16 protein-coding genes are annotated in these 16,984 nt (G+C 71.5%); 13 read left to right on the top strand and 3 right to left on the bottom strand.

The window, feature by feature from the left end; all coding sequences use genetic code 11:
• Positions 1 to 36: 36 nt before the first annotated feature.
• Entirely contained in the window at positions 37 to 1,584 is a 1,548-nt protein-coding gene (locus tag ACLBXP_RS05020; protein ID WP_447666465.1) for a DegQ family serine endoprotease, read from the top strand.
• Positions 1,585 to 1,605: 21 nt separating this feature from the next.
• On the opposite strand, the gene serB is transcribed toward ACLBXP_RS05020, so the two are convergent.
• On the bottom strand, positions 1,606 to 2,502 hold the full coding sequence (gene serB, locus ACLBXP_RS05015; protein ID WP_447666464.1) for a phosphoserine phosphatase SerB: 897 nt from the start codon (positions 2,500 to 2,502) through the stop codon (positions 1,606 to 1,608).
• A gap of 5 nt (positions 2,503 to 2,507) precedes the next feature.
• On the opposite strand from serB, the gene miaA reads away from it, so the two are divergent.
• Complete coding sequence (miaA, locus tag ACLBXP_RS05010) at positions 2,508 to 3,440, top strand: tRNA (adenosine(37)-N6)-dimethylallyltransferase MiaA (RefSeq protein ID WP_447666463.1); 933 nt, start codon at positions 2,508 to 2,510, stop codon at positions 3,438 to 3,440.
• A gap of 4 nt (positions 3,441 to 3,444) precedes the next feature.
• Here miaA and ACLBXP_RS05005 read toward each other — a convergent pair whose 3' ends face one another.
• Positions 3,445 to 4,311 (bottom strand): NAD(P)-dependent oxidoreductase, encoded by an 867-nt coding sequence (locus ACLBXP_RS05005; protein ID WP_447666462.1) that lies wholly within the window; start codon positions 4,309 to 4,311, stop codon positions 3,445 to 3,447.
• A gap of 215 nt (positions 4,312 to 4,526) precedes the next feature.
• Between ACLBXP_RS05005 and ACLBXP_RS05000 the strand changes: the two genes are divergently transcribed.
• From ACLBXP_RS05000 to ACLBXP_RS04980, 5 genes are all read left to right on the top strand, one after another.
• On the top strand, positions 4,527 to 6,590 hold the full coding sequence (locus ACLBXP_RS05000; RefSeq protein WP_447666461.1) for a carbon starvation CstA family protein: 2,064 nt from the start codon (positions 4,527 to 4,529) through the stop codon (positions 6,588 to 6,590).
• Between the two features lie 4 nt (positions 6,591 to 6,594).
• Entirely contained in the window at positions 6,595 to 6,819 is a 225-nt protein-coding gene (locus tag ACLBXP_RS04995) for a YbdD/YjiX family protein (RefSeq protein WP_447666460.1), read from the top strand.
• 85 nt (positions 6,820 to 6,904) lie between these two features.
• On the top strand, positions 6,905 to 7,102 hold the full coding sequence (locus ACLBXP_RS04990; RefSeq protein ID WP_447666459.1) for a DUF3606 domain-containing protein: 198 nt from the start codon (positions 6,905 to 6,907) through the stop codon (positions 7,100 to 7,102).
• Between the two features lie 92 nt (positions 7,103 to 7,194).
• Positions 7,195 to 7,629 carry a tellurite resistance TerB family protein gene (locus ACLBXP_RS04985; RefSeq protein ID WP_447666458.1) on the top strand — a complete coding sequence of 145 codons (435 nt, stop codon included), beginning with the start codon at positions 7,195 to 7,197 and terminating at the stop codon, positions 7,627 to 7,629.
• Between the two features lie 128 nt (positions 7,630 to 7,757).
• Positions 7,758 to 11,033 (top strand): efflux RND transporter permease subunit, encoded by a 3,276-nt coding sequence (locus ACLBXP_RS04980; protein ID WP_447666457.1) that lies wholly within the window; start codon positions 7,758 to 7,760, stop codon positions 11,031 to 11,033.
• Positions 11,034 to 11,071: 38 nt separating this feature from the next.
• On the opposite strand, the gene gph is transcribed toward ACLBXP_RS04980, so the two are convergent.
• Positions 11,072 to 11,770 carry a phosphoglycolate phosphatase gene (gene gph / locus ACLBXP_RS04975; RefSeq protein WP_447666456.1) on the bottom strand — a complete coding sequence of 233 codons (699 nt, stop codon included), beginning with the start codon at positions 11,768 to 11,770 and terminating at the stop codon, positions 11,072 to 11,074.
• 195 nt (positions 11,771 to 11,965) lie between these two features.
• Here gph and ACLBXP_RS04970 point away from each other — a divergent pair, with 195 nt between their 5' ends.
• The 6 genes from ACLBXP_RS04970 to ACLBXP_RS04945 all read left to right on the top strand — a co-directional run bounded on the left by ACLBXP_RS04970 (position 11,966) and on the right by ACLBXP_RS04945 (position 16,958).
• Complete coding sequence (locus ACLBXP_RS04970) at positions 11,966 to 12,439, top strand: hypothetical protein (protein ID WP_447666455.1); 474 nt, start codon at positions 11,966 to 11,968, stop codon at positions 12,437 to 12,439.
• Positions 12,440 to 12,579: 140 nt separating this feature from the next.
• Entirely contained in the window at positions 12,580 to 13,302 is a 723-nt protein-coding gene (rpiA, locus tag ACLBXP_RS04965; protein ID WP_447666454.1) for a ribose-5-phosphate isomerase RpiA, read from the top strand.
• A gap of 73 nt (positions 13,303 to 13,375) precedes the next feature.
• On the top strand, positions 13,376 to 13,933 hold the full coding sequence (locus ACLBXP_RS04960; RefSeq protein WP_447666453.1) for a DUF2059 domain-containing protein: 558 nt from the start codon (positions 13,376 to 13,378) through the stop codon (positions 13,931 to 13,933).
• Between the two features lie 25 nt (positions 13,934 to 13,958).
• On the top strand, positions 13,959 to 15,185 hold the full coding sequence (locus tag ACLBXP_RS04955; RefSeq protein ID WP_447666452.1) for an O-antigen ligase family protein: 1,227 nt from the start codon (positions 13,959 to 13,961) through the stop codon (positions 15,183 to 15,185).
• Entirely contained in the window at positions 15,182 to 16,567 is a 1,386-nt protein-coding gene (gene gor, locus ACLBXP_RS04950) for a glutathione-disulfide reductase (RefSeq protein ID WP_447666451.1), read from the top strand. Before ACLBXP_RS04955 ends, gor begins: the two co-directional genes overlap by 4 nt.
• Positions 16,568 to 16,628: 61 nt before the next feature.
• On the top strand, positions 16,629 to 16,958 hold the full coding sequence (locus tag ACLBXP_RS04945; protein ID WP_447666725.1) for an RNA polymerase sigma factor region1.1 domain-containing protein: 330 nt from the start codon (positions 16,629 to 16,631) through the stop codon (positions 16,956 to 16,958).
• Positions 16,959 to 16,984: the final 26 nt, after the last annotated feature.

The raw sequence follows: 16,984 nt of genomic DNA, 5'->3' as shown, positions 1-16,984 counted from the left end.
CCATTAACAGGAAACGCCGTCTTGAAGAGGTCGATCATGCAGCCCGCAAGGCGCGCCGACGCGGCGCGACGGCTCCCCGCGCTCCGGCGCCATGCCTGCGCCGCCCTCGCCGCCCTCATGGTCGGCTCCACGGTGGTCGGCACGGCCGCGCTCCCGATACCGGCCTACGCCAAGGGTCCCGAGTCGCTCGCGGACCTCGCCGACAAGGTGACGGACGCGGTCGTCAACATCTCGGCCTCGACCACCGTCGAGTCCCGCCCCGGCGGGCGGGCCATGCCGCAGCTGCCCCCCGGCACGCCGTTCGAGGATCTGTTCGAGGAGTTCTTCAACCGGCGCGGCAACCGCGGCGAGCAGCGCAACGAGCAGCGGGGCGAGAACGAGTCGCCCCGCCAGCAGCGCAAGTCGAACTCCCTGGGCTCGGGCTTCATCATCGACGCGTCCGGCATCGTGGTGACGAACAACCACGTCATCGGCGACGCCAACGACATCCAGGTGATCCTGCACGACGGCACGAAGCTCAAGGCGGAGATCATCGGCAAGGATTCGAAGATCGACCTCGCGGTGCTGCGCGTGAAGCCCACCGCCGAGCGTCCGCTCAGGGCCGTGCCCTTCGGTGATTCCGACAAGATGCGCCCGGGCGACTGGGTGATCGCCATCGGCAACCCGTTCGGCCTCGGTGGTTCGGTCTCGGCCGGCATCGTCTCGGCGCGGGGCCGCAACATCGAGTCCGGTCCCTACGACAACTACATCCAGACCGACGCGGCCATCAACAAGGGCAACTCGGGCGGCCCCCTGTTCAACATGGACGGCGAGGTGATCGGCATCAACACCGCCATCCTGTCGCCGACGGGTGGGTCGGTCGGCATCGGCTTCGCGGTGCCCTCGGGCACGGCCAAGCCCGTGATCGACCAGCTGCGCGAGTACGGCGAGGTGCGCCGCGGCTGGCTCGGCGTGCGCATCCAGAACGTGGACGACGCCACCGCCGAGGCCCTCGGCCTGAAGGGCGGTGCCAAGGGCGCGCTGGTCGCCGGCGTCGACGAGAAGGGCCCGGCCAAGACCGCCGGTCTCGAGGTCGGTGACGTCATCACCAAGTTCAACGGCAGCACCGTGAAGGCCTCGAGCGACCTGCCGCGCATCGTGGCCTCGACCCCGGTCGGCCAGAAGGTCGACGTGGTGGTCGTGCGCAAGGGCGAGGAGTCGACGAAGTCCGTCACCCTCGGACGCCTGGAGGACAACGAGCGGCCGCAGCTCGCCAATGCCCGTCAGCCCGAGCCCGAGAACGCCGTCCGTCAGGCGCTCGGTCTGAACCTGTCCGGCATCACGGACGAGCTGCGCAAGCGCTACAGCATCAAGGACACCGTCAAGGGCGTCGTGGTCACCCGCGTCGACCCGAACTCGACGGCGGCCGACAAGCGCATCCAGCCGGGCGAGGTCATCGTCGAGGTCGGCCAGGAGGCGGTGAGCACCCCGGCCGACGTGACGAAGCGGGTCGACGCCCTCAAGAAGGACGGCCGCAAGTCCGTGCTGCTGCTGGTGGCGGCCGCGAGCGGCGACGTGCGCTTCGTCGCGGTCGGGCTCGACTAGCGGGCGGCCCGGCGGCGACGATCAGTTGACGAACTCGGCGGCCGCGTAGCCCTGCAGGTACAGCAGCGCCGTGAGGTCGCCGTGGTCGATCCGAACCCCAGCCGCGGCGGCAACCGCGGGCTTCGCCCGGAACGCGACGCCGAGGCCCGCCTCGCCCAGCATGTCGAGGTCGTTGGCGCCGTCGCCCACCGCCAGGGTCTCGGCCGGATCGAGCCCGAGGCCGTCGCGCAGCTCGATCAGCGCCGCCCGCTTCTCGGCCTTACCGACGATCGGCTCCTCGACCGCGCCGGTCAGCTGGCCCCCTGCTACTGACAGGCGGTTCGCCCGGTGCTCGTCGAATCCGATCTTCTGCGCGATCGGGCCGGTGAACAGCGTGAACCCGCCCGAGACGAGGCAGGTGCGGGCGCCGTGCGCGGCCATGGTGCGCACCAGCGTCCGTCCACCGGGCGTCAGGGTCAGCCGGTCCCGGATCAACTCGTCGACGACGTCGACGGACAGGTCCTTGAGGAGGCCGACGCGCTCGCGCAAGGCGGGCTCGAAGGCGATCTCGCCCCGCATGGCGCGCTCGGTGATGGCGGCGACGTGAGCCTTGAGGCCTACCACGTCCGCCAGCTCGTCGATGCACTCCTGCTCGATCATGGTGGAATCCATGTCCGCGAGGAACAGGCGCTTGCGCCGGTGCGCGTCCGCGGGCAGGACCGCGATGTCGATCGGCTCGTCGCGGAACGCCCCGCGCAACCGCTCGCGGAGGGCGTCCGCCGAGGCCGGGGCGGCGGGCACTAGCAGCTCGGCCGCGACCTCCCCGTGGAGGATGCGCGGCTGATGCTCGGTGCGCGTCAGGGACCGCGCCTCGGCCAGCACCGCGTCGGTGATGGCGGGCCGGGCCTCGTTTGCAATCAGGATCGCGACCAGGGTCATCGCCGTTGAGCCGTCCGCCGCAGAACCAGGAGCCGCCGCAGGAACGGCCGGCCGCGATCCTCATCGCAGGGCCCACCGCGTCGGGCAAGTCGGCGCTCGCGACGGCGCTCGCGCTCCGTTACGGCGGCGTCGTCGTGAACACCGATTCGATGCAGGTCTACGCGGACCTCCGCCGCCTCTCGGCCCGCCCGTCGCCCGCGGAGGAGGCCGCGGCGCCGCACCGGCTCTACGGGCACGTGGACGGCGCCGTGAACTACTCCGCCGGACACTTCGCCCGGGACGTCGCGAGGCTTCTGCCGGGGCTCGCCGGACGGATGCCGGTCTTCGTCGGCGGCACCGGCCTGTACTTCCGGGCGCTGGAGGAGGGCTTGTCCGAGCTGCCGCCGGTGCCGGACGAGATCCGCACCCGGATCCGCGCGCAGGCCGAAGGGTGCCCGACGGAGGCGCTCCACGCCGAACTCGCCCAGCGCGATCCCGCCGGTGCAGCGACCCTGCGGCCGAGCGACCGCGCGCGGGTGATGCGGGCCCTGGAGGTCCACGCCGCGACCGGGCGGCCCATTGCGGCGTTCCACGGCAGCCGCGTGCCGGGGCCGCTCGCGGGCTGGCGCTTGCACCGGTACTTCCTGTCCCCCGACCGCGACGCCCTGCGCGCCCGGATCGACGCCCGCTTCCGGGAGATGATCGCCGCCGGGGCGCTCGACGAGGTCGCCGCCCTGCGCGAGCGTCGCCTCGATCCGCTCCTGCCGATCATGCGCGCCCACGGTGTCCCGGGGCTGATCGCGCATCTCGACGGCCGGCTCGGCCTGGAGGCCGCGATCGAGCGCGGGCAGGGCGACACCCGCCGCTACGCCAAGCGCCAGTTCACCTGGTTCCGCCACCAGGCGGGCCCGGACTGGCGCTGGCTCGCCCCCGAGACCGCGATGGCGGAGCTGACCTGAGGCGTCAGCGCTCCAGCCGCGCGATCAGGCTCGACGTATCCCAGCGGTTGCCGCCCATGCGCTGCACCTCGGCGTAGAACTGGTCCACGAGGGCGGTGACCGGCAGCGAGGCGCCGTTGCGCCGGGCCTCGTTCAGCAGGATGTCGAGGTCCTTGCGCATCCAGTCCACGGCGAAGCCGAATTCGAAGCTCCCGGCCTCCATGGTCCGGCCGCGATTCTCCATCTGCCAGGATCCGGCAGCGCCCTTCGAGATCACGTCGAGCACCGCCTCGACGTCGAGCCCTGCGCGCTTGGCGAAGTGGATGCCCTCCGACAGGCCCTGCACGAGCCCGGCGATGCAGATCTGGTTGACCATCTTGGTGAGCTGCCCGGAGCCGACCGGCCCCATCAGCCGGCAGGCGCGGGCGTAGGCGCCGATCGCGGCCTCGACCTTCGCGTAGGTGGCCGCGTCGCCGCCGCACATCACGGTGAGGACGCCGTTCTCGGCGCCAGCCTGGCCGCCGGAGACCGGCGCGTCGATGAAGCCCACGCCGCGATCCTCCGCCGCTGCGGCGAGCTCGCGGGCCACGGCGGCCGAGGCCGTGGTGTGGTCGACGAAGACGGCGCCTCGGCTCATGCCCGCGAGCGCCCCCGCCTCGCCCAGCACCACGCTGCGCAGGTCGTCGTCGTTGCCCACGCAGGCGAACACGATCTCGCAGTCGCGTACGGCCTCCGCCGGCGTCGCGGCGTGGTGGCCGCCGTGCTTGGCCGCCCAGGCCTCGGCCTTCCCGGCTGTGCGGTTGTAGACCGTGACCTCGTGGCCCTTGGCGGCGAGATGACCCGCCATCGGGCCGCCCATCACGCCGAGGCCCAGGAACGCGACCTTCGCCATCACCAAAACTCCGCTGTGAGACATGCCCGCCCGCCGTCTAGATTTGCGCGCGGCGGCCGTCAAACGCGGGTGGGCACCTGAGACAGAACCGCCGTCGCTGTCCGTCCGGGCCTGCGTTTGCATATTTTCTTGCCGGCCAAACTCAGTCACAAGTGCCCGGATCGCCGACAGTGAAGAATCGGCAACGACGACACGTCTCTGGGAGTACGACGCCGATGGGTGCGGTACAGAAGCATGGGCCCTGGGCCCTCGTGGGGGCCCTCGGCGCGGCGGCCCTCGCCATCGTGGCCACGGAGCGCGGCGAGAGCGTGAACGCCCTCTGGATCGTGGTCGCCGCGGTCTGCGTCTACCTGATCGCCTATCGCTACTACTCGCTGTTCATCGCCGAGAAGGTGATGCGGCTGGACCCGTCGCGGCCCACCCCGGCGGTGCGCCACAACGACGGGCTCGACTACGTGCCCACCAACAGGAGCGTGCTGTTCGGCCACCACTTCGCGGCTATCGCGGGTGCCGGCCCCCTCGTCGGCCCGGTGCTTGCCGCGCAGATGGGCTACCTGCCCGGGCTCCTCTGGATCCTCGCCGGCGTCGTCCTCGCGGGCGCAGTGCAGGACTTCATCGTCCTGTTCGTCTCGATGCGGCGCGACGGCCGCTCGCTCGGCGAGCTGATCCGCGCCGAGCTCGGCACCGTGCCGGGCATCATCGCCCTGTTCGGCACGCTGCTCATCATGATCATCCTGCTGGCGGTGCTGGCCCTCATCGTGGTCAAGGCGCTCGCCGACAGCCCGTGGGGCACCTTCACGGTGATGATGACGATCCCGATCGCCATGCTGATGGGCGTCTACTCGCGCTACGTCCGCCCGGGGAAGATCGGCGAGGTCTCCGTCATCGGTTTCGTCCTCCTGATGGCGGCGATCGTCTACGGCGGCAGCGTCGCGGCGCACCCGGTCTGGGGCCCGGCCTTCACCTTCACGGGCACGCAGCTCTGCTGGCTGCTGATCGGCTACGGCTTCGTGGCCTCGATCCTCCCGGTCTGGCTGCTCCTCGCCCCGCGCGACTATCTCTCGACCTTCCTCAAGATCGGCACCATCGTCGGCCTCGCCATCGGCATCGCCATCGTCGCTCCGCACATGCAAATGCCGGCGGTGACGAAGTTCGTCGACGGCACCGGCCCGGTCTGGGCGGGCCAGCTCTTCCCGTTCCTGTTCATCACCATCGCCTGCGGCGCGGTCTCGGGCTTCCACTCGCTGATCTCGTCGGGCACCACGCCGAAGCTCATCGCCAGCGAGGCCGACGCCCGCTTCGTCGGCTACGGCGGCATGCTGATGGAGAGCTTCGTCGCCGTGATGGCGCTGGTCTCCGCCTGCGTGATCGATCCCGGCGTCTACTTCACCATGAACTCGCCGGCAGCCCTCGTCGGGACGACGCCCGAGAGCGCGGCCGCCGCCGTGACGAAGCTCGACCCGAAGTTCACGATCACCCCCGAGACCATCGTCCAGACCTCGAAGGACGTCGGCGAGACCACGATCATCTCCCGCGCGGGCGGCGCCCCGACGCTGGCGGTGGGCATGGCGCACATCATCTCCTCGGCCATCGGCGGCAAGGGCATGATGGCGTTCTGGTACCACTTCGCGATCCTGTTCGAGGCGTTGTTCATCCTGACAGCGGTCGATGCCGGCACGCGGGCCTGCCGGTTCATGGTGCAGGACCTCGTCGGCCTCGCGGTGCCGGCCTTCAAGGAAACCACGGCCTGGGTGCCGAGCATCCTCGCGACGGCGGTTGCGGTGGGGGCCTGGGGCTACTTCCTCTACCAGGGCGTCACCGACCCGCTCGGCGGCATCAACACCCTGTGGCCGCTCTTCGGCATCTCGAACCAGATGCTGGCCGCGGTGGCGCTGACGCTGTGCACGGTGGTGATCTTCAAGATGAAGCGCGAGCGCTACGCCTTCGTCACGATCATCCCGACCGTCTGGCTCTGCATCTGCACCCTGACGGCCGGCTGGCAGAAGATCTTCTCGCCCGATCCCCGCATCGGCTTCCTCAGCCACGCCGACCGCTACGGCTCGGCGCTGGCCGAGGGCAAGGTGCTGGCCCCGGCGAAGAATCTCGACCAGATGAGCCAGATCGTCTTCAACGACCGCATCGACGCGGTGCTGGCGGCGCTGTTCATCGGGCTCGTGGTGGCGATCGCCGGCTTCGGCATCGCGGCCTGCGTGCGCGCCTTCCGGGCCGACCGCTGGACGGCGCTGGAGAGCGACGCCCGCGCGGTGCCGGCGGAGTAGCCCGGTGAGCGCGTCGTCCGAGGCCCTGCGGGAGCGCTGGAAGTCGTTCTCCAAGTGCGTCTGCGACGGCGCGCGCCTCATGGTGGGCCAGGGGGATTACGAGGCCTACGCGGCCCACATCCGCCGGACCCACCCGGGCCAGGAGCCGATGAGCGAGCGCGATTTCTTCCGCAACCGGGAGAACGCCCGCTTCGGCGTCGGCAACCGCAACGGCTTCCGCTGCTGCTGAGGGGGCGCGGCACGATCCGCGCCCTGCGGCGTTGCCTGCCTGCAGCCGCGCGCGCGGCGCGAAGGTGCAGCGTCGAGGAGCGAGCATGACCGACGAGCGGACCGGGAGCGTCGAGCCCAAGGTCGTCAACGTCGCGGAGCCGTGGGAGCGGGCCTACTGGGCGCGCCGCTTCATGGTGCCGGTGGAGCAGGTCCAGGCGGCCGTCGAGGCCGTGGGGGCCGAGCCGGCTGCAGTCGCCGCCCACCTCGGCCGGGACTGGCCGGGTCACGAGGCGATCGTCTGAGGCCCCTCGGTGCTCGTGCCCCGGGACGGCGCCGGTCGCCCCCTTGACTTGACCGTTGAAATTCCCGCGACTCCGCTCAGCGGGAGATCGGCATGAGTATCTTTCAGGACGCCATCCTTCGGTTCGGCCGCACGATCATGTCCTATGCGGGGGATGCGGTGTTCCTGAACGCCGCCGTCTCGGCGGCCGCGAACGTGATCCTGGCCGACGGGGACATCGACGAGCACGAGGTCGATGCCGCGATCTCCGGGATCCGCGCGAACCCGATCCTCGAGAAGTCCTACGACACCCTGCGGGTCGAGCAGGAGCTCTACGAGGCGATCGCGCGGGCGAAGACCCGGGCCGGCCGCGCGGACAACCTGCGCCACTGCCATGCCATCGCCGACCGGCCCCTCGACCAGCGCCAGGACGTCTTCCTGATCGCCGCGGACGTCGCGGATTTCGGCGGCATCAGCGCCGTGGAGCACCAGGCGCTCGACGAGATCGCCGGATCGCTCGGCGTCGACAAGCCGGCCCTGCTGCGCTGAGGCCCTGCGGCATCGCGGCGGAGGGGGTTCGGCCCCTCTGACATGCGCGAGAAACAATTTGCAGGCCGGGTGAACCGGTTGTCTGCAAATGCGCGAAGCCCGGCCTCGGCCGGGGTCGTGGAGACCGCATGGGCCTCGTTCAGTACGCGCTGAAGTTCCGCATCACGATCTACGTGCTCGCCGTGCTGATGACGCTCGGCGGGGGCGCTGCCGTCGTGACCATGCCCAAGGACGTGCTGCCCGTCGTCGACATCCCGGTCGTCGTGGTGGTCTGGACCTACACGGGCCTGTCCACGCCGGAGATGGAGCGGCGCGTCACCACCTACGCGGAGTTCTCGCTCTCGAACAACGTCAACAGCATCAAGCGGATGGAGTCGACGACACTCCAGGGCACCGCGATCCAGAAGATCTACTTCGACGAGACCGTCAGCGTCGATCTGGCGATCTCCCAGACCGTGTCGGCGATGAACTCGATTCGCGCCGCCATGCCGCCGGGCATCCAGCCGCCGATCGTCCTTCGCTTCTCGGCCTCCTCGGTGCCGGTGATCCAGCTCTCGCTGGCCTCGGCCAAGGACAGCCTCACCTCCGTCTACGATTACGCGCAGTACCGCATCCGCCAGCGCCTCACCCAGGTGCCGGGCTCGACGCTGCCCTCGCCGTTCGGTGGCGCGCCCCGCCAGATCATGGTCGATCTCGACCTGAGCGCGCTCCAGGCCCTCGGCCTCACGCCCCTCGACGTCACCAACGCGATGTCGGCGCAGAACCTGACGGTGCCCTCCGGTCTCGCCAAGATCGGCGAGCAGCAATACCCGATCCGCCTGAACGCGACGCCGGAGGCGATCGACGCCCTCAACCAGATCCCGATCCGCGTGGTCGCCGGTCAGCCCGTCCTAGTGCGGGACGTCGCCAACGTGCGCGACGGCGGTCCGCCGCAGGTGAACATCGTGCGCACGGACGGGCTGCACTCGGTGCTGATGCGGGTCTTCAAGAACGGCACTGCATCGACGCTCGACGTGGTCAGCAACGTCAAGAAGGCGCTGCCGGACATCCGGGCCGCCGCGCCCGAGGGCATGACCCTCAAGCCGCTCTTCGACCAGTCGGTCTTCGTCTCGGCCGCCATCGAGGGCGTGCTCCACGAGGCGGTGATCGCGGCCTGCCTCACGGGCCTGACGATCCTGCTCTTCCTGGGCTCCTGGCGCTCGACCATCGTTGTGCTGATCTCGATCCCGCTCTCGATCCTCACCTCGCTCAGCATCCTCGCGGCGCTCGGCGAGACCATCAACGTGATGACGCTCGGCGGCCTCGCGCTCGCGGTCGGCATCCTGGTGGACGACGCGACGGTGGCGATCGAGAACACCTACCGGCTGTTCGAGGAGGGGGAGCCCTTCCGCCGCTCCGTGGTCGAGGGTGCAGCCAGCATCGCCAAGCCGACGCTGATCTCGACCCTCTCGATCTGCGCCGCCTTCACCTCCGTCTTCGCGCTGACCGACACGCCCAAGTACCTGTTCACCCCGCAGGCGCTCGCGGTCGTCTTCGCGATGCTGACCTCCTACGTCCTGTCGCGCACGCTCGTGCCGGTGCTGATCGATGTCCTGGTCGCCCGCGAGTACGCGGATCGGCACGGGGGCGGCAGGCCCGAGCCGGCCCGGCGCAGCCGCGTCGGGAGCGCCCTCGCGCTCCTCGGCCGTCCCGTCGTCGCCGTGGCGGGCGGCCTGCGCCACCGCTTCGAGGCGGGGTTCGCGCGGTTCCACTGCTCCTACCTCGGGCTCCTCCACGCGGTGATCCGCCGGCGGGCGGTGACGCTCGCGGTCGTCGGGCTGGTGCTCACCGGCACCGCCGGGCTGTTCGGCTTCGTCGGCCGGGACTACTTCCCGCAGGTGGCCTCGAGCCAGATGACGCTGCACCTGCGCACCCGGCCCGGCATGCGCATCGAGACCGCCGAGCAGGTCTTCGCCGCCGTCGAGAAGACCGTGCGCGAGGTGGTGCCGGAGGGCGAGATCGACCAGATCCTCGACAACATCGGCCTGCCCTCGAACAACTACAACTTCGCCTTCTCGGACGGCTCGTTCGTGGCCTACAACGACGGCCAGATGCTGGTGAGCCTCAAGGAGGGCCACGGCTCGGTGGCGGCCTACACGAAGCGCCTCCGCGAAGTGCTGCGCGAGCGCTTCCCCGACCTGACGGTCTACTTCCAGCCCTCCGACATCATCACTCAGATCCTGAATTTCGGCACGCTCGCGCAGATCGACATCCAGGTCTCGGGCCGCAACCCCGAGAAGGACCTCGCGGCCGCCCAGGCCATCGTGCGCCGCCTGCGCGAGACCCGGGGTGCCGTGGACGTCCATCTGCACCAGATCATCAACACGCCGCAGTTCTTCGTCGACGTCGACCGGCGCCTCGCCTCGGAGCTCGGCCTGACCCAGCAGCAGGTCGCGCAGGGGATCAACGTCTCCCTGTCCGGCTCCTTCCAGGTCACGCCGAACTTCTGGACCGACCCGAAGACCGGCGTCCCCTACCAGCTCTGGGTGCAGACGCCGGAGTATCGCAACGATTCGCTCACCGCGCTCCAGAACACTCCGCTCCTCGTGCAGGGCGGCGGCAGCGACGGGCCCGGGGTGCTGACGCTGCTCTCCAGCGTCGCGAACCTGCGGCGCGAGGGCACGCAGACGGTGATCAACCACGTCAACACGGCGCCGACCTTCAACATCTACGCGGCCGTGCAGGACTCGGATCTCGGCTCGGTCGCGCGCGCAATCCGGACGATCGTCGACGAGGAGCAGAAGACGCTGCCCGCCGCCGACAAGATCATCGTGCGCGGTCAGATCGAGAACATGGAGAGCGCGTTCTTCCGCCTCGGCATCGGCCTCGCCATCGCCCTCGTCGCCGTCTACCTCCTGATGGCCGTGAACTATCAGAGCTGGGGCGACCCGTTCGTGGTGCTGGCCGCCCTGCCGCTCGCCTTCTGCGGCATCGTGGCGAGCCTGTTCATCACCGGCACGACGTTCTCGATCCCCTCCCTGTTCGGGGCGATCATGTCGGTCGGCATCGCCTCGGCCAACTCGATCCTCCTCGTCACCTTCGCGCGGGAGCATCGCGAGAAGACCGGCTGCAGCGCCGTCGAGGCGGCCCTGCTCGCCGGCGAGACGCGCCTGCGGCCTGTCCTGATGACCGCCGGCGCGATGTTCCTCGGCCTGATCCCGATGGCGCTCGGCACGGGGGAGGGCGGCGAGCAGAACGCGGCGCTCGCCCGCGCGGTGATGGGCGGTATCGCCCTCGGCACGCCCTCGACGCTGCTGTTCGTGCCGTTCCTCTACACGCTGCTGCGCCGCGGCCCGGTGGCTCCGCCGCAGAATTACCTCGACGGCTCGGCCCCGGGGGAGACGGCCCACGCCGGCTCGCGATGAGTGCACCGCATGGGTGATCCGATCGCGCAGAGGCGGCGTCAGGCGTCCTGAGACACGGCGCCCACGGGTACGAGGTCGAGCACGGCGGCCGGGAGGTCGTCGTAGTGCGTGACCACCCGGTCCGCCCCGAGATCGCCCACCGGGGTGTCCGTGTAGCCGAAGGTGACGCCGATCACCGGGATGCCGGCCGCTTTCGCCGCGTCGATGTCGGCGCGGCTGTCGCCCACCATCACGGCGCGGGCCGGATCGCCGCCCGCGCGGGCGATCGTCGACGTGATGTGGCGCGGGTCCGGCTTGAAGTAGGGGAAGGTCTCGCGGCCGCAGATGGCCGCGAAGCGGCCCGAGAGGCCGAGCTTGTCGAGCAGCTCGACCGAATGGCCTTCGACCTTGTTGGTGCACACGGCGAGGCGGAAGCCCGCCGCCTCCAGCCGGTCCAGGGCCGCGGCGACGCCGGGGAACAGATGCGAGTGGTCGCACAGGTGCGCGCCGTAATAGTCCAGGAACGCACCGAACAGCTCCTCGAGCTTCTCGGGGGACAGCGGCTCCCCGGCCGCCGTGAAGCCGCGCTGGATCAGCGCCCGCGCGCCCGCGCCGATCATCTCCCGAGCCTCATCGAGGGGCACGGGCGGCAGGCCCTCCCGGCCGAGCAGCACGTTCAGGGTCTGGAGCAGGTCGCCCGCGGTCTCCGCGAGGGTGCCGTCGAGGTCGAAGACGGCGATCGGGGGCAGGCTGGTCATGCGGGGTCCTCGGGGGGCCGGTCGGAATTGGTGTCGGCGCCCTGCTACGCGCTCGCGGGCCCCCTCGGCAACCGCCGGGCTGCCCGGCCGCGACCGGATGCTCTCGGAGACCGTCGACGGCGCCCAAGACTTGCCCGAAATCTCGCCGATGGCAGGTCGCGAGACCCATTCCGAGCCCGCGCCCCGAGAGTCCCCATGCCATCGCGCCCCGAGATCCCCCTCCTGGCCTCCCTCGTCCTCGGCATCCTCGCGGCCGGGCCGGCCGGCGCCGGCTCCTACGCGTTCGTCGCGGCGCCCGCGATCGACCTCAACCGGATCTACCGCGTCGAGACCCTGACCGGGGAGGTGACCGCCTGCCAGTACGGCCTGCGCGAGGGCGGCGGCATCGGGCAGACGATCTGCTTCGGAGCCGGCGACGGCGCGGAGGCGCAGGCGGCGGGCGAGTACGGCCTGCTCGCCTCGCACCACACCCGCGAGGCCGGCGTCTACCGGGTCAACCACCGCACGGGGGAGATGAGCAGCTGCTACGTCCTGACCAAGGACGAGGTGGTGGTCTGCACCGCGCCCGCAACCGCCAAGGCCGGGGCCGCCGCGGACGCGCCCGTCTCCGGGCCGGTGCCGGGCCGAGCGGGCGCGAGCGCGACCCCGCCCCAGGGCACGCGCCCCTGACGCCTCCTTTGCGGCGACATTCATCCCGGGGGCATCGCCCTTCCCGCCAAACCGGGTGGCGTGCTAGGGCAGCCGCGGTTCCGGAAGGCGGCCCGCAGCCCATCCTCCCGAGCCGTCGTGTTACCCATCGGAGCTTGCAAGTGAGCGGTCCCGAAGCGAGCGGTCCCGATCTCCGCAGTGCCGCCGCGGCGCGCGCCCTCGAACTCGTCGAGCCGGGCATGCGCCTCGGAATCGGCACGGGCAGCACCGCCAATGCCTTCGTGGAGCTGCTGGGCGCTCGGGTGCGGGCGGGGCTCGACATCGTCGGCGTGCCGACCTCCGAGGCCACCCACGTGGCCGCCGCGCGCGCGGGCATCCGCCTCGCGACCCTCGACGAGGTTCCGGAGCTCGACCTGACCATCGATGGCGCCGACGAGGTGGACGACCGCCTCCGGCTCATCAAGGGCGGTGGCGCCGCGCTCCTTCGCGAAAAGATCGTCGCCTGCGCGAGCCGCCGGATGGTGGTGATCGCGGACGCCGCCAAGCACGTCGAGACGCTCGGCGCCTTCCCGCTGCCGATCGAGGTGAACGCTTTCGGCCTCGCGGCGACGCGGCGCGCCGTCGCCGCCGCCCTGGCGCGCGCCGGCTGCACCGGCCCGGTCGACCTCCGCATGGCCGGCGACGCGCCCCTCGTCACGGACGGCGGCCACCACATCCTCGACGCGCGCCTCGGCCGCATCCCCGATCCCGAGGCCCTCTCGGCGGCCCTCTGGGCGGTCCCGGGGGTCGTCGAGCACGGCCTGTTCCTCGGCATCGCCGATGCCGCGATCCTCGCGCAGGCCCGCGACGGGCGCGCCGAGGTGAGCGTCCTCGGCACCCTCTGACCGATCAGCCCGCCCGCGGCCACGGCCCTCCCGATCAACCCCAGCCCTTCCCTTCCTCCTCGGATCTTCCGCCATGCCTCGCCTTCCTGCCGTCGTTCTCGCGGCCGTCCTCCTCGCCGCGAGCAGCGCGCAGGCGCAGCAGCCCGCCAAGCCCCCGGCCAAGGGCGCGCCGGCCAAGCCCGCCGCCCCCGCCACCCCGGCCGCGCCCGCGCTGACGCCGAACCACCTGTCGCTCGCCCGCGAGGTGATGCTGAATTCGGGCATCGCCCGCTCGTTCGATTCGATCCTGCCGGCCTTCGGCGAGCAGATCCGGCAGCAGGCCGTGACCCGCCCGGAGCTCGCCAAGGACCTCGACGAAGTGCTGAAGACGCTTCAACCCGAGATGGAGCTGCAGAAACAGCGGATGCTCGACACCGCGGCCCGCATCTACGCCAACAAGCTCAGCGAGGCGGAGCTGCAGGAGATCGCGGTGTTCTTCCGCTCGCCCGCCGGCAAGCGCTACGTGGAGACGCAGCCGCAGGTGCTCGACGAGATGGTCCAGGCCATGCAGACCTGGACGCAGGACGTGTCCGAGTACGTCATGGTCCGCGTGCGCGCCGAGATGGGCAAGCGCGGCCACCAGATGCAGTAGGGCGGTCCCGCTCCAGCCCCTCGCGATGAGCCCCGCTCCGCGGCTCCGCGCGGCCTCCGCCGCGACGCTGGCCCTGATGCCGCTCGCCATGGCGCTGGCCAACCGATCGAGCCCGCTCCTCGTCGGTATCGCGGCCCTGCTGGTCCTCGCGGCCGCGCTGATCGAGGATGCGGCCGCGGCGCGCGCGGCGCTGACGCGGCCGCTCGCGAGCCCCCTAGGCCTCGCGGCGCTCGCCTTCCTCGGATGGTGCGCGCTGTCCATCGCCTGGAGCCCGTTCCCGGCGCTGTCGCTCCGGACCGCCGGCGAGTTCCTGCCGACCCTCGCGGCGGCCTACATCCTGGCGCGGCTCGCTCCCGGCCGCATGCCGGGTTTCGCGGCGCCGCTCGCGGGCGCGGCGCTCGTCCTCGCGAGCCTCTACGTGGTGCTCGGGCTCGCCGCCGGGCTGCCGGTGCAGCGTGCCCTCGGGATGCGGGTCGCCGATTTCGTGTTCAACCGGCCGGTCCTCACGCTCCTCCTTGTCGCCGGGCCCCTGGCGCTCGTGCTCGGCCGGCGCTCGCGGGGCGGGGCACGCTGGCAGTGGGTTAGCGCCATCGCGATGCTCGTCTTCGCGGCCGCCGCGATCCTGCACTCGGTGAGCGGCGCGGCCGCCCTCGGCCTCGTCGCCGGCGGGGCCATGTGGCTCCTCGCCCGCGTCCTGCCGGGCCGGATCGCGATCGGCCTCGCCGGGCTCGGCCTTGGGCTCGCGGTGGCGCTGGCGCCGATCGAGGGCGACCTTCTGGAGCGGGTGATGCCGGAAGCCGCCCACGCGCGCCTGGTGCAGTCCTCCTCCCGCGCCCGCGTCGCCATCGCCCGCAGCTTCGGCGCCGCCGTCGCGGCCGAGCCCTGGCACGGGGCGGGCTACGCCACCGCGGCGCGCTTCGCCGAGACGCCGGTGGCGGCGGTGCTGCCGGCGGAGATGCGGGTGCTCGCGGCGGTCGGCCACCCGCATAACAGCTTCCTCCAGGCCTGGGTCGAGCTCGGCCTCGTCGGTGCAGTCCTGGCGGCGGCCGTCCTGTTCCTGAGCCTGCGCGCCGTGTCGTCCCTGCCGGATGGAACGCGGGCGGTCGCCCTCGGGCTCGTGGCCGCGGCGGCGGCCGTGGCCTTCGTCGAGCACGGTGCCTGGCAGGCATGGTGGACGGCCGGGCTCGGCGCTGCCATCACGTGGCTCCGAGAGGCCGGCACCCGGCCGGCGGTGCAGACGGACAGCGCATGAGCGAGACTTTCGACGTCGATCTCTTCGTCATCGGGGGCGGGTCCGGCGGCGTCCGGGCCGCGCGCATCGCGGCCGGCTACGGCGCCCGCGTGAAGCTCGCCGAGGAGTATCGGGTCGGGGGCACCTGCGTGATCCGCGGCTGCGTGCCCAAGAAGCTGATGGTCTATGCCGGACGTTTCGCGGACGAGTTCGAGGACGCGGCGGGCTTCGGCTGGACGGTGGAGAGCCCGCGCTTCGACTGGAGCGTGCTGAAGCGCCGCCGCGACGCGGAGGTGACCCGGCTCGAAGGCATCTACGACACCAACCTGATGCGCGCGGGCGTCGAGATCGTGCCGCAGCGGGCGGTGATCGAGGATCCGCACACGGTGCGCCTCGTCGGCAGCGGCGAGCGGGTGCGCGCGCGGGTGATCCTCGTGGCGGTGGGTGCCGCGCCCGTGAAGGAGCCGCTGATCCCGGGCGCCGAGCACGCCATCACCTCGAACGAGGTGTTCGAGCTGGAGACCCAGCCCGGGCGCATCCTCGTGGTGGGCGGCGGCTACATCGCCGTGGAGTTCGCGGGAGTCTTCGCGGCGCTCGGCACCCGCACCACCCTGCTTCACCGGGGCGACCGCCTGCTGCGCGGCTTCGACGACGAGGTGCGCGACGCCCTCGGCGAGGCCTATGCCCGGCGCATGGACCTGCGCCTGAACCGCACGGTGCAGCGCCTGGAGCGACGCCCGGACGGGGTCGCTGCCGGCCTCGACGACGGCAGCGAGATCCTGGTCGATCAGGTCCTCGTGGCCACGGGACGGCGCCCCAACGTCGAAGGGCTCGGCCTCGATCGGGTCGGGATCGCCCTCGACGAAGCCGGGGCGGTGCCGGTCGATGCGACCTCCCGGACCTGCGTGCCCTCGATCTACGCGGTCGGCGACGTGACCAACCGGGCGAACCTGACCCCGATCGCCATCCGCGAGGGGCACGCCTTCGCCGACACGGTGTTCGGCAACAAGCCGTCCTGCGTCGATCACCGCCTCATCCCGACCGCCGTGTTCTCGACGCCCGAGATCGGCGTGGTCGGGCACAACGAGGACGTGGCGCGCGAAATCTACGGCGAGGTCGACGTCTACCGGGCGCGCTTCCGGCCCATGAAGGCGACCCTGTCGGGCCGCGACGAACGCACGCTGATGAAGATCATCGTCGACTGCGCCAGCGACAAGGTGGTCGGCGTCCACGTCTTCGGGCACGACGCCGGCGAGATCATCCAGGCGGTGGGCATCGCCGTGACGATGGGCGCTACCAAGGCCGATTTCGACCGCACCATCGCGGTCCATCCCACCACCTCGGAGGAGCTCGTCACCATGCGCGTGCCGGAGGTGACGAAGCGGCCCGTCGGCGTCGGCTAGGCACCGCAAGACTCGACGCCGCCGCCTGCCTGTCCATATCAGCCTCATGAGCGAGCGTGAGATGGGCAAGCGCGGAACGGGCAGGCGGGACGGTTCGAGGCGGGACGACGCGCATGCGCGCCGGCAGGCCGTCATCGACGGACTGCTGGCGGACGCCCTGCGCCCGGCCTACAGCTATCGCCTTCCCACGCAGGAGGCGCTCGCCCCCGACATCCGCAGCGCCATCGACAGCCTGATCGCCCGGGCGGACGCCCGGCGGAGCCGCTGCCTCACCTACGAGGACCTCGAGGAGGCGCTGCCTCCCCGTGACGTCTCGGCGGAGGATCTCGAAGCGATCTTCTGGATCCTGGCCGAGCACGGCATCGAGGTGGAGGACGGCGGCGCCCACTGAGCGCCCGCCGGACCAGCTCGTCGGCC

The sequence above is a fragment of the Methylobacterium sp. A54F genome (assembly GCF_053346035.1).
The sequence above is the reverse complement of the archived record's forward strand: the minus strand, read 5'-3'. Positions and strand labels throughout refer to the sequence as shown.

What these genes read in the sequence shown, in the direction of transcription:
- ACLBXP_RS04980 (WP_447666457.1), top strand. Translation starts at nt 7,758, where the DNA reads ATGGGCCTCGTTCAGTACGCGCTGAAGTTCCGCATCACGATCTACGTG.
- gor (WP_447666451.1), top strand. Translation starts at nt 15,182, where the DNA reads ATGAGCGAGACTTTCGACGTCGATCTCTTCGTCATCGGGGGCGGGTCC.
- ACLBXP_RS04960 (WP_447666453.1), top strand. Translation starts at nt 13,376, where the DNA reads ATGCCTCGCCTTCCTGCCGTCGTTCTCGCGGCCGTCCTCCTCGCCGCG.
- ACLBXP_RS04985 (WP_447666458.1), top strand. Translation starts at nt 7,195, where the DNA reads ATGAGTATCTTTCAGGACGCCATCCTTCGGTTCGGCCGCACGATCATG.
- ACLBXP_RS04990 (WP_447666459.1), top strand. Translation starts at nt 6,905, where the DNA reads ATGACCGACGAGCGGACCGGGAGCGTCGAGCCCAAGGTCGTCAACGTC.
- ACLBXP_RS05005 (WP_447666462.1), bottom strand. Translation starts at nt 4,311, where the DNA reads ATGGCGAAGGTCGCGTTCCTGGGCCTCGGCGTGATGGGCGGCCCGATG.
- gph (WP_447666456.1), bottom strand. Translation starts at nt 11,770, where the DNA reads ATGACCAGCCTGCCCCCGATCGCCGTCTTCGACCTCGACGGCACCCTC.
- ACLBXP_RS04945 (WP_447666725.1), top strand. Translation starts at nt 16,629, where the DNA reads ATGGGCAAGCGCGGAACGGGCAGGCGGGACGGTTCGAGGCGGGACGAC.
- serB (WP_447666464.1), bottom strand. Translation starts at nt 2,502, where the DNA reads ATGACCCTGGTCGCGATCCTGATTGCAAACGAGGCCCGGCCCGCCATC.
- ACLBXP_RS04970 (WP_447666455.1), top strand. Translation starts at nt 11,966, where the DNA reads ATGCCATCGCGCCCCGAGATCCCCCTCCTGGCCTCCCTCGTCCTCGGC.
- ACLBXP_RS05000 (WP_447666461.1), top strand. Translation starts at nt 4,527, where the DNA reads ATGGGTGCGGTACAGAAGCATGGGCCCTGGGCCCTCGTGGGGGCCCTC.
- ACLBXP_RS05020 (WP_447666465.1), top strand. Translation starts at nt 37, where the DNA reads ATGCAGCCCGCAAGGCGCGCCGACGCGGCGCGACGGCTCCCCGCGCTC.
- ACLBXP_RS04955 (WP_447666452.1), top strand. Translation starts at nt 13,959, where the DNA reads ATGAGCCCCGCTCCGCGGCTCCGCGCGGCCTCCGCCGCGACGCTGGCC.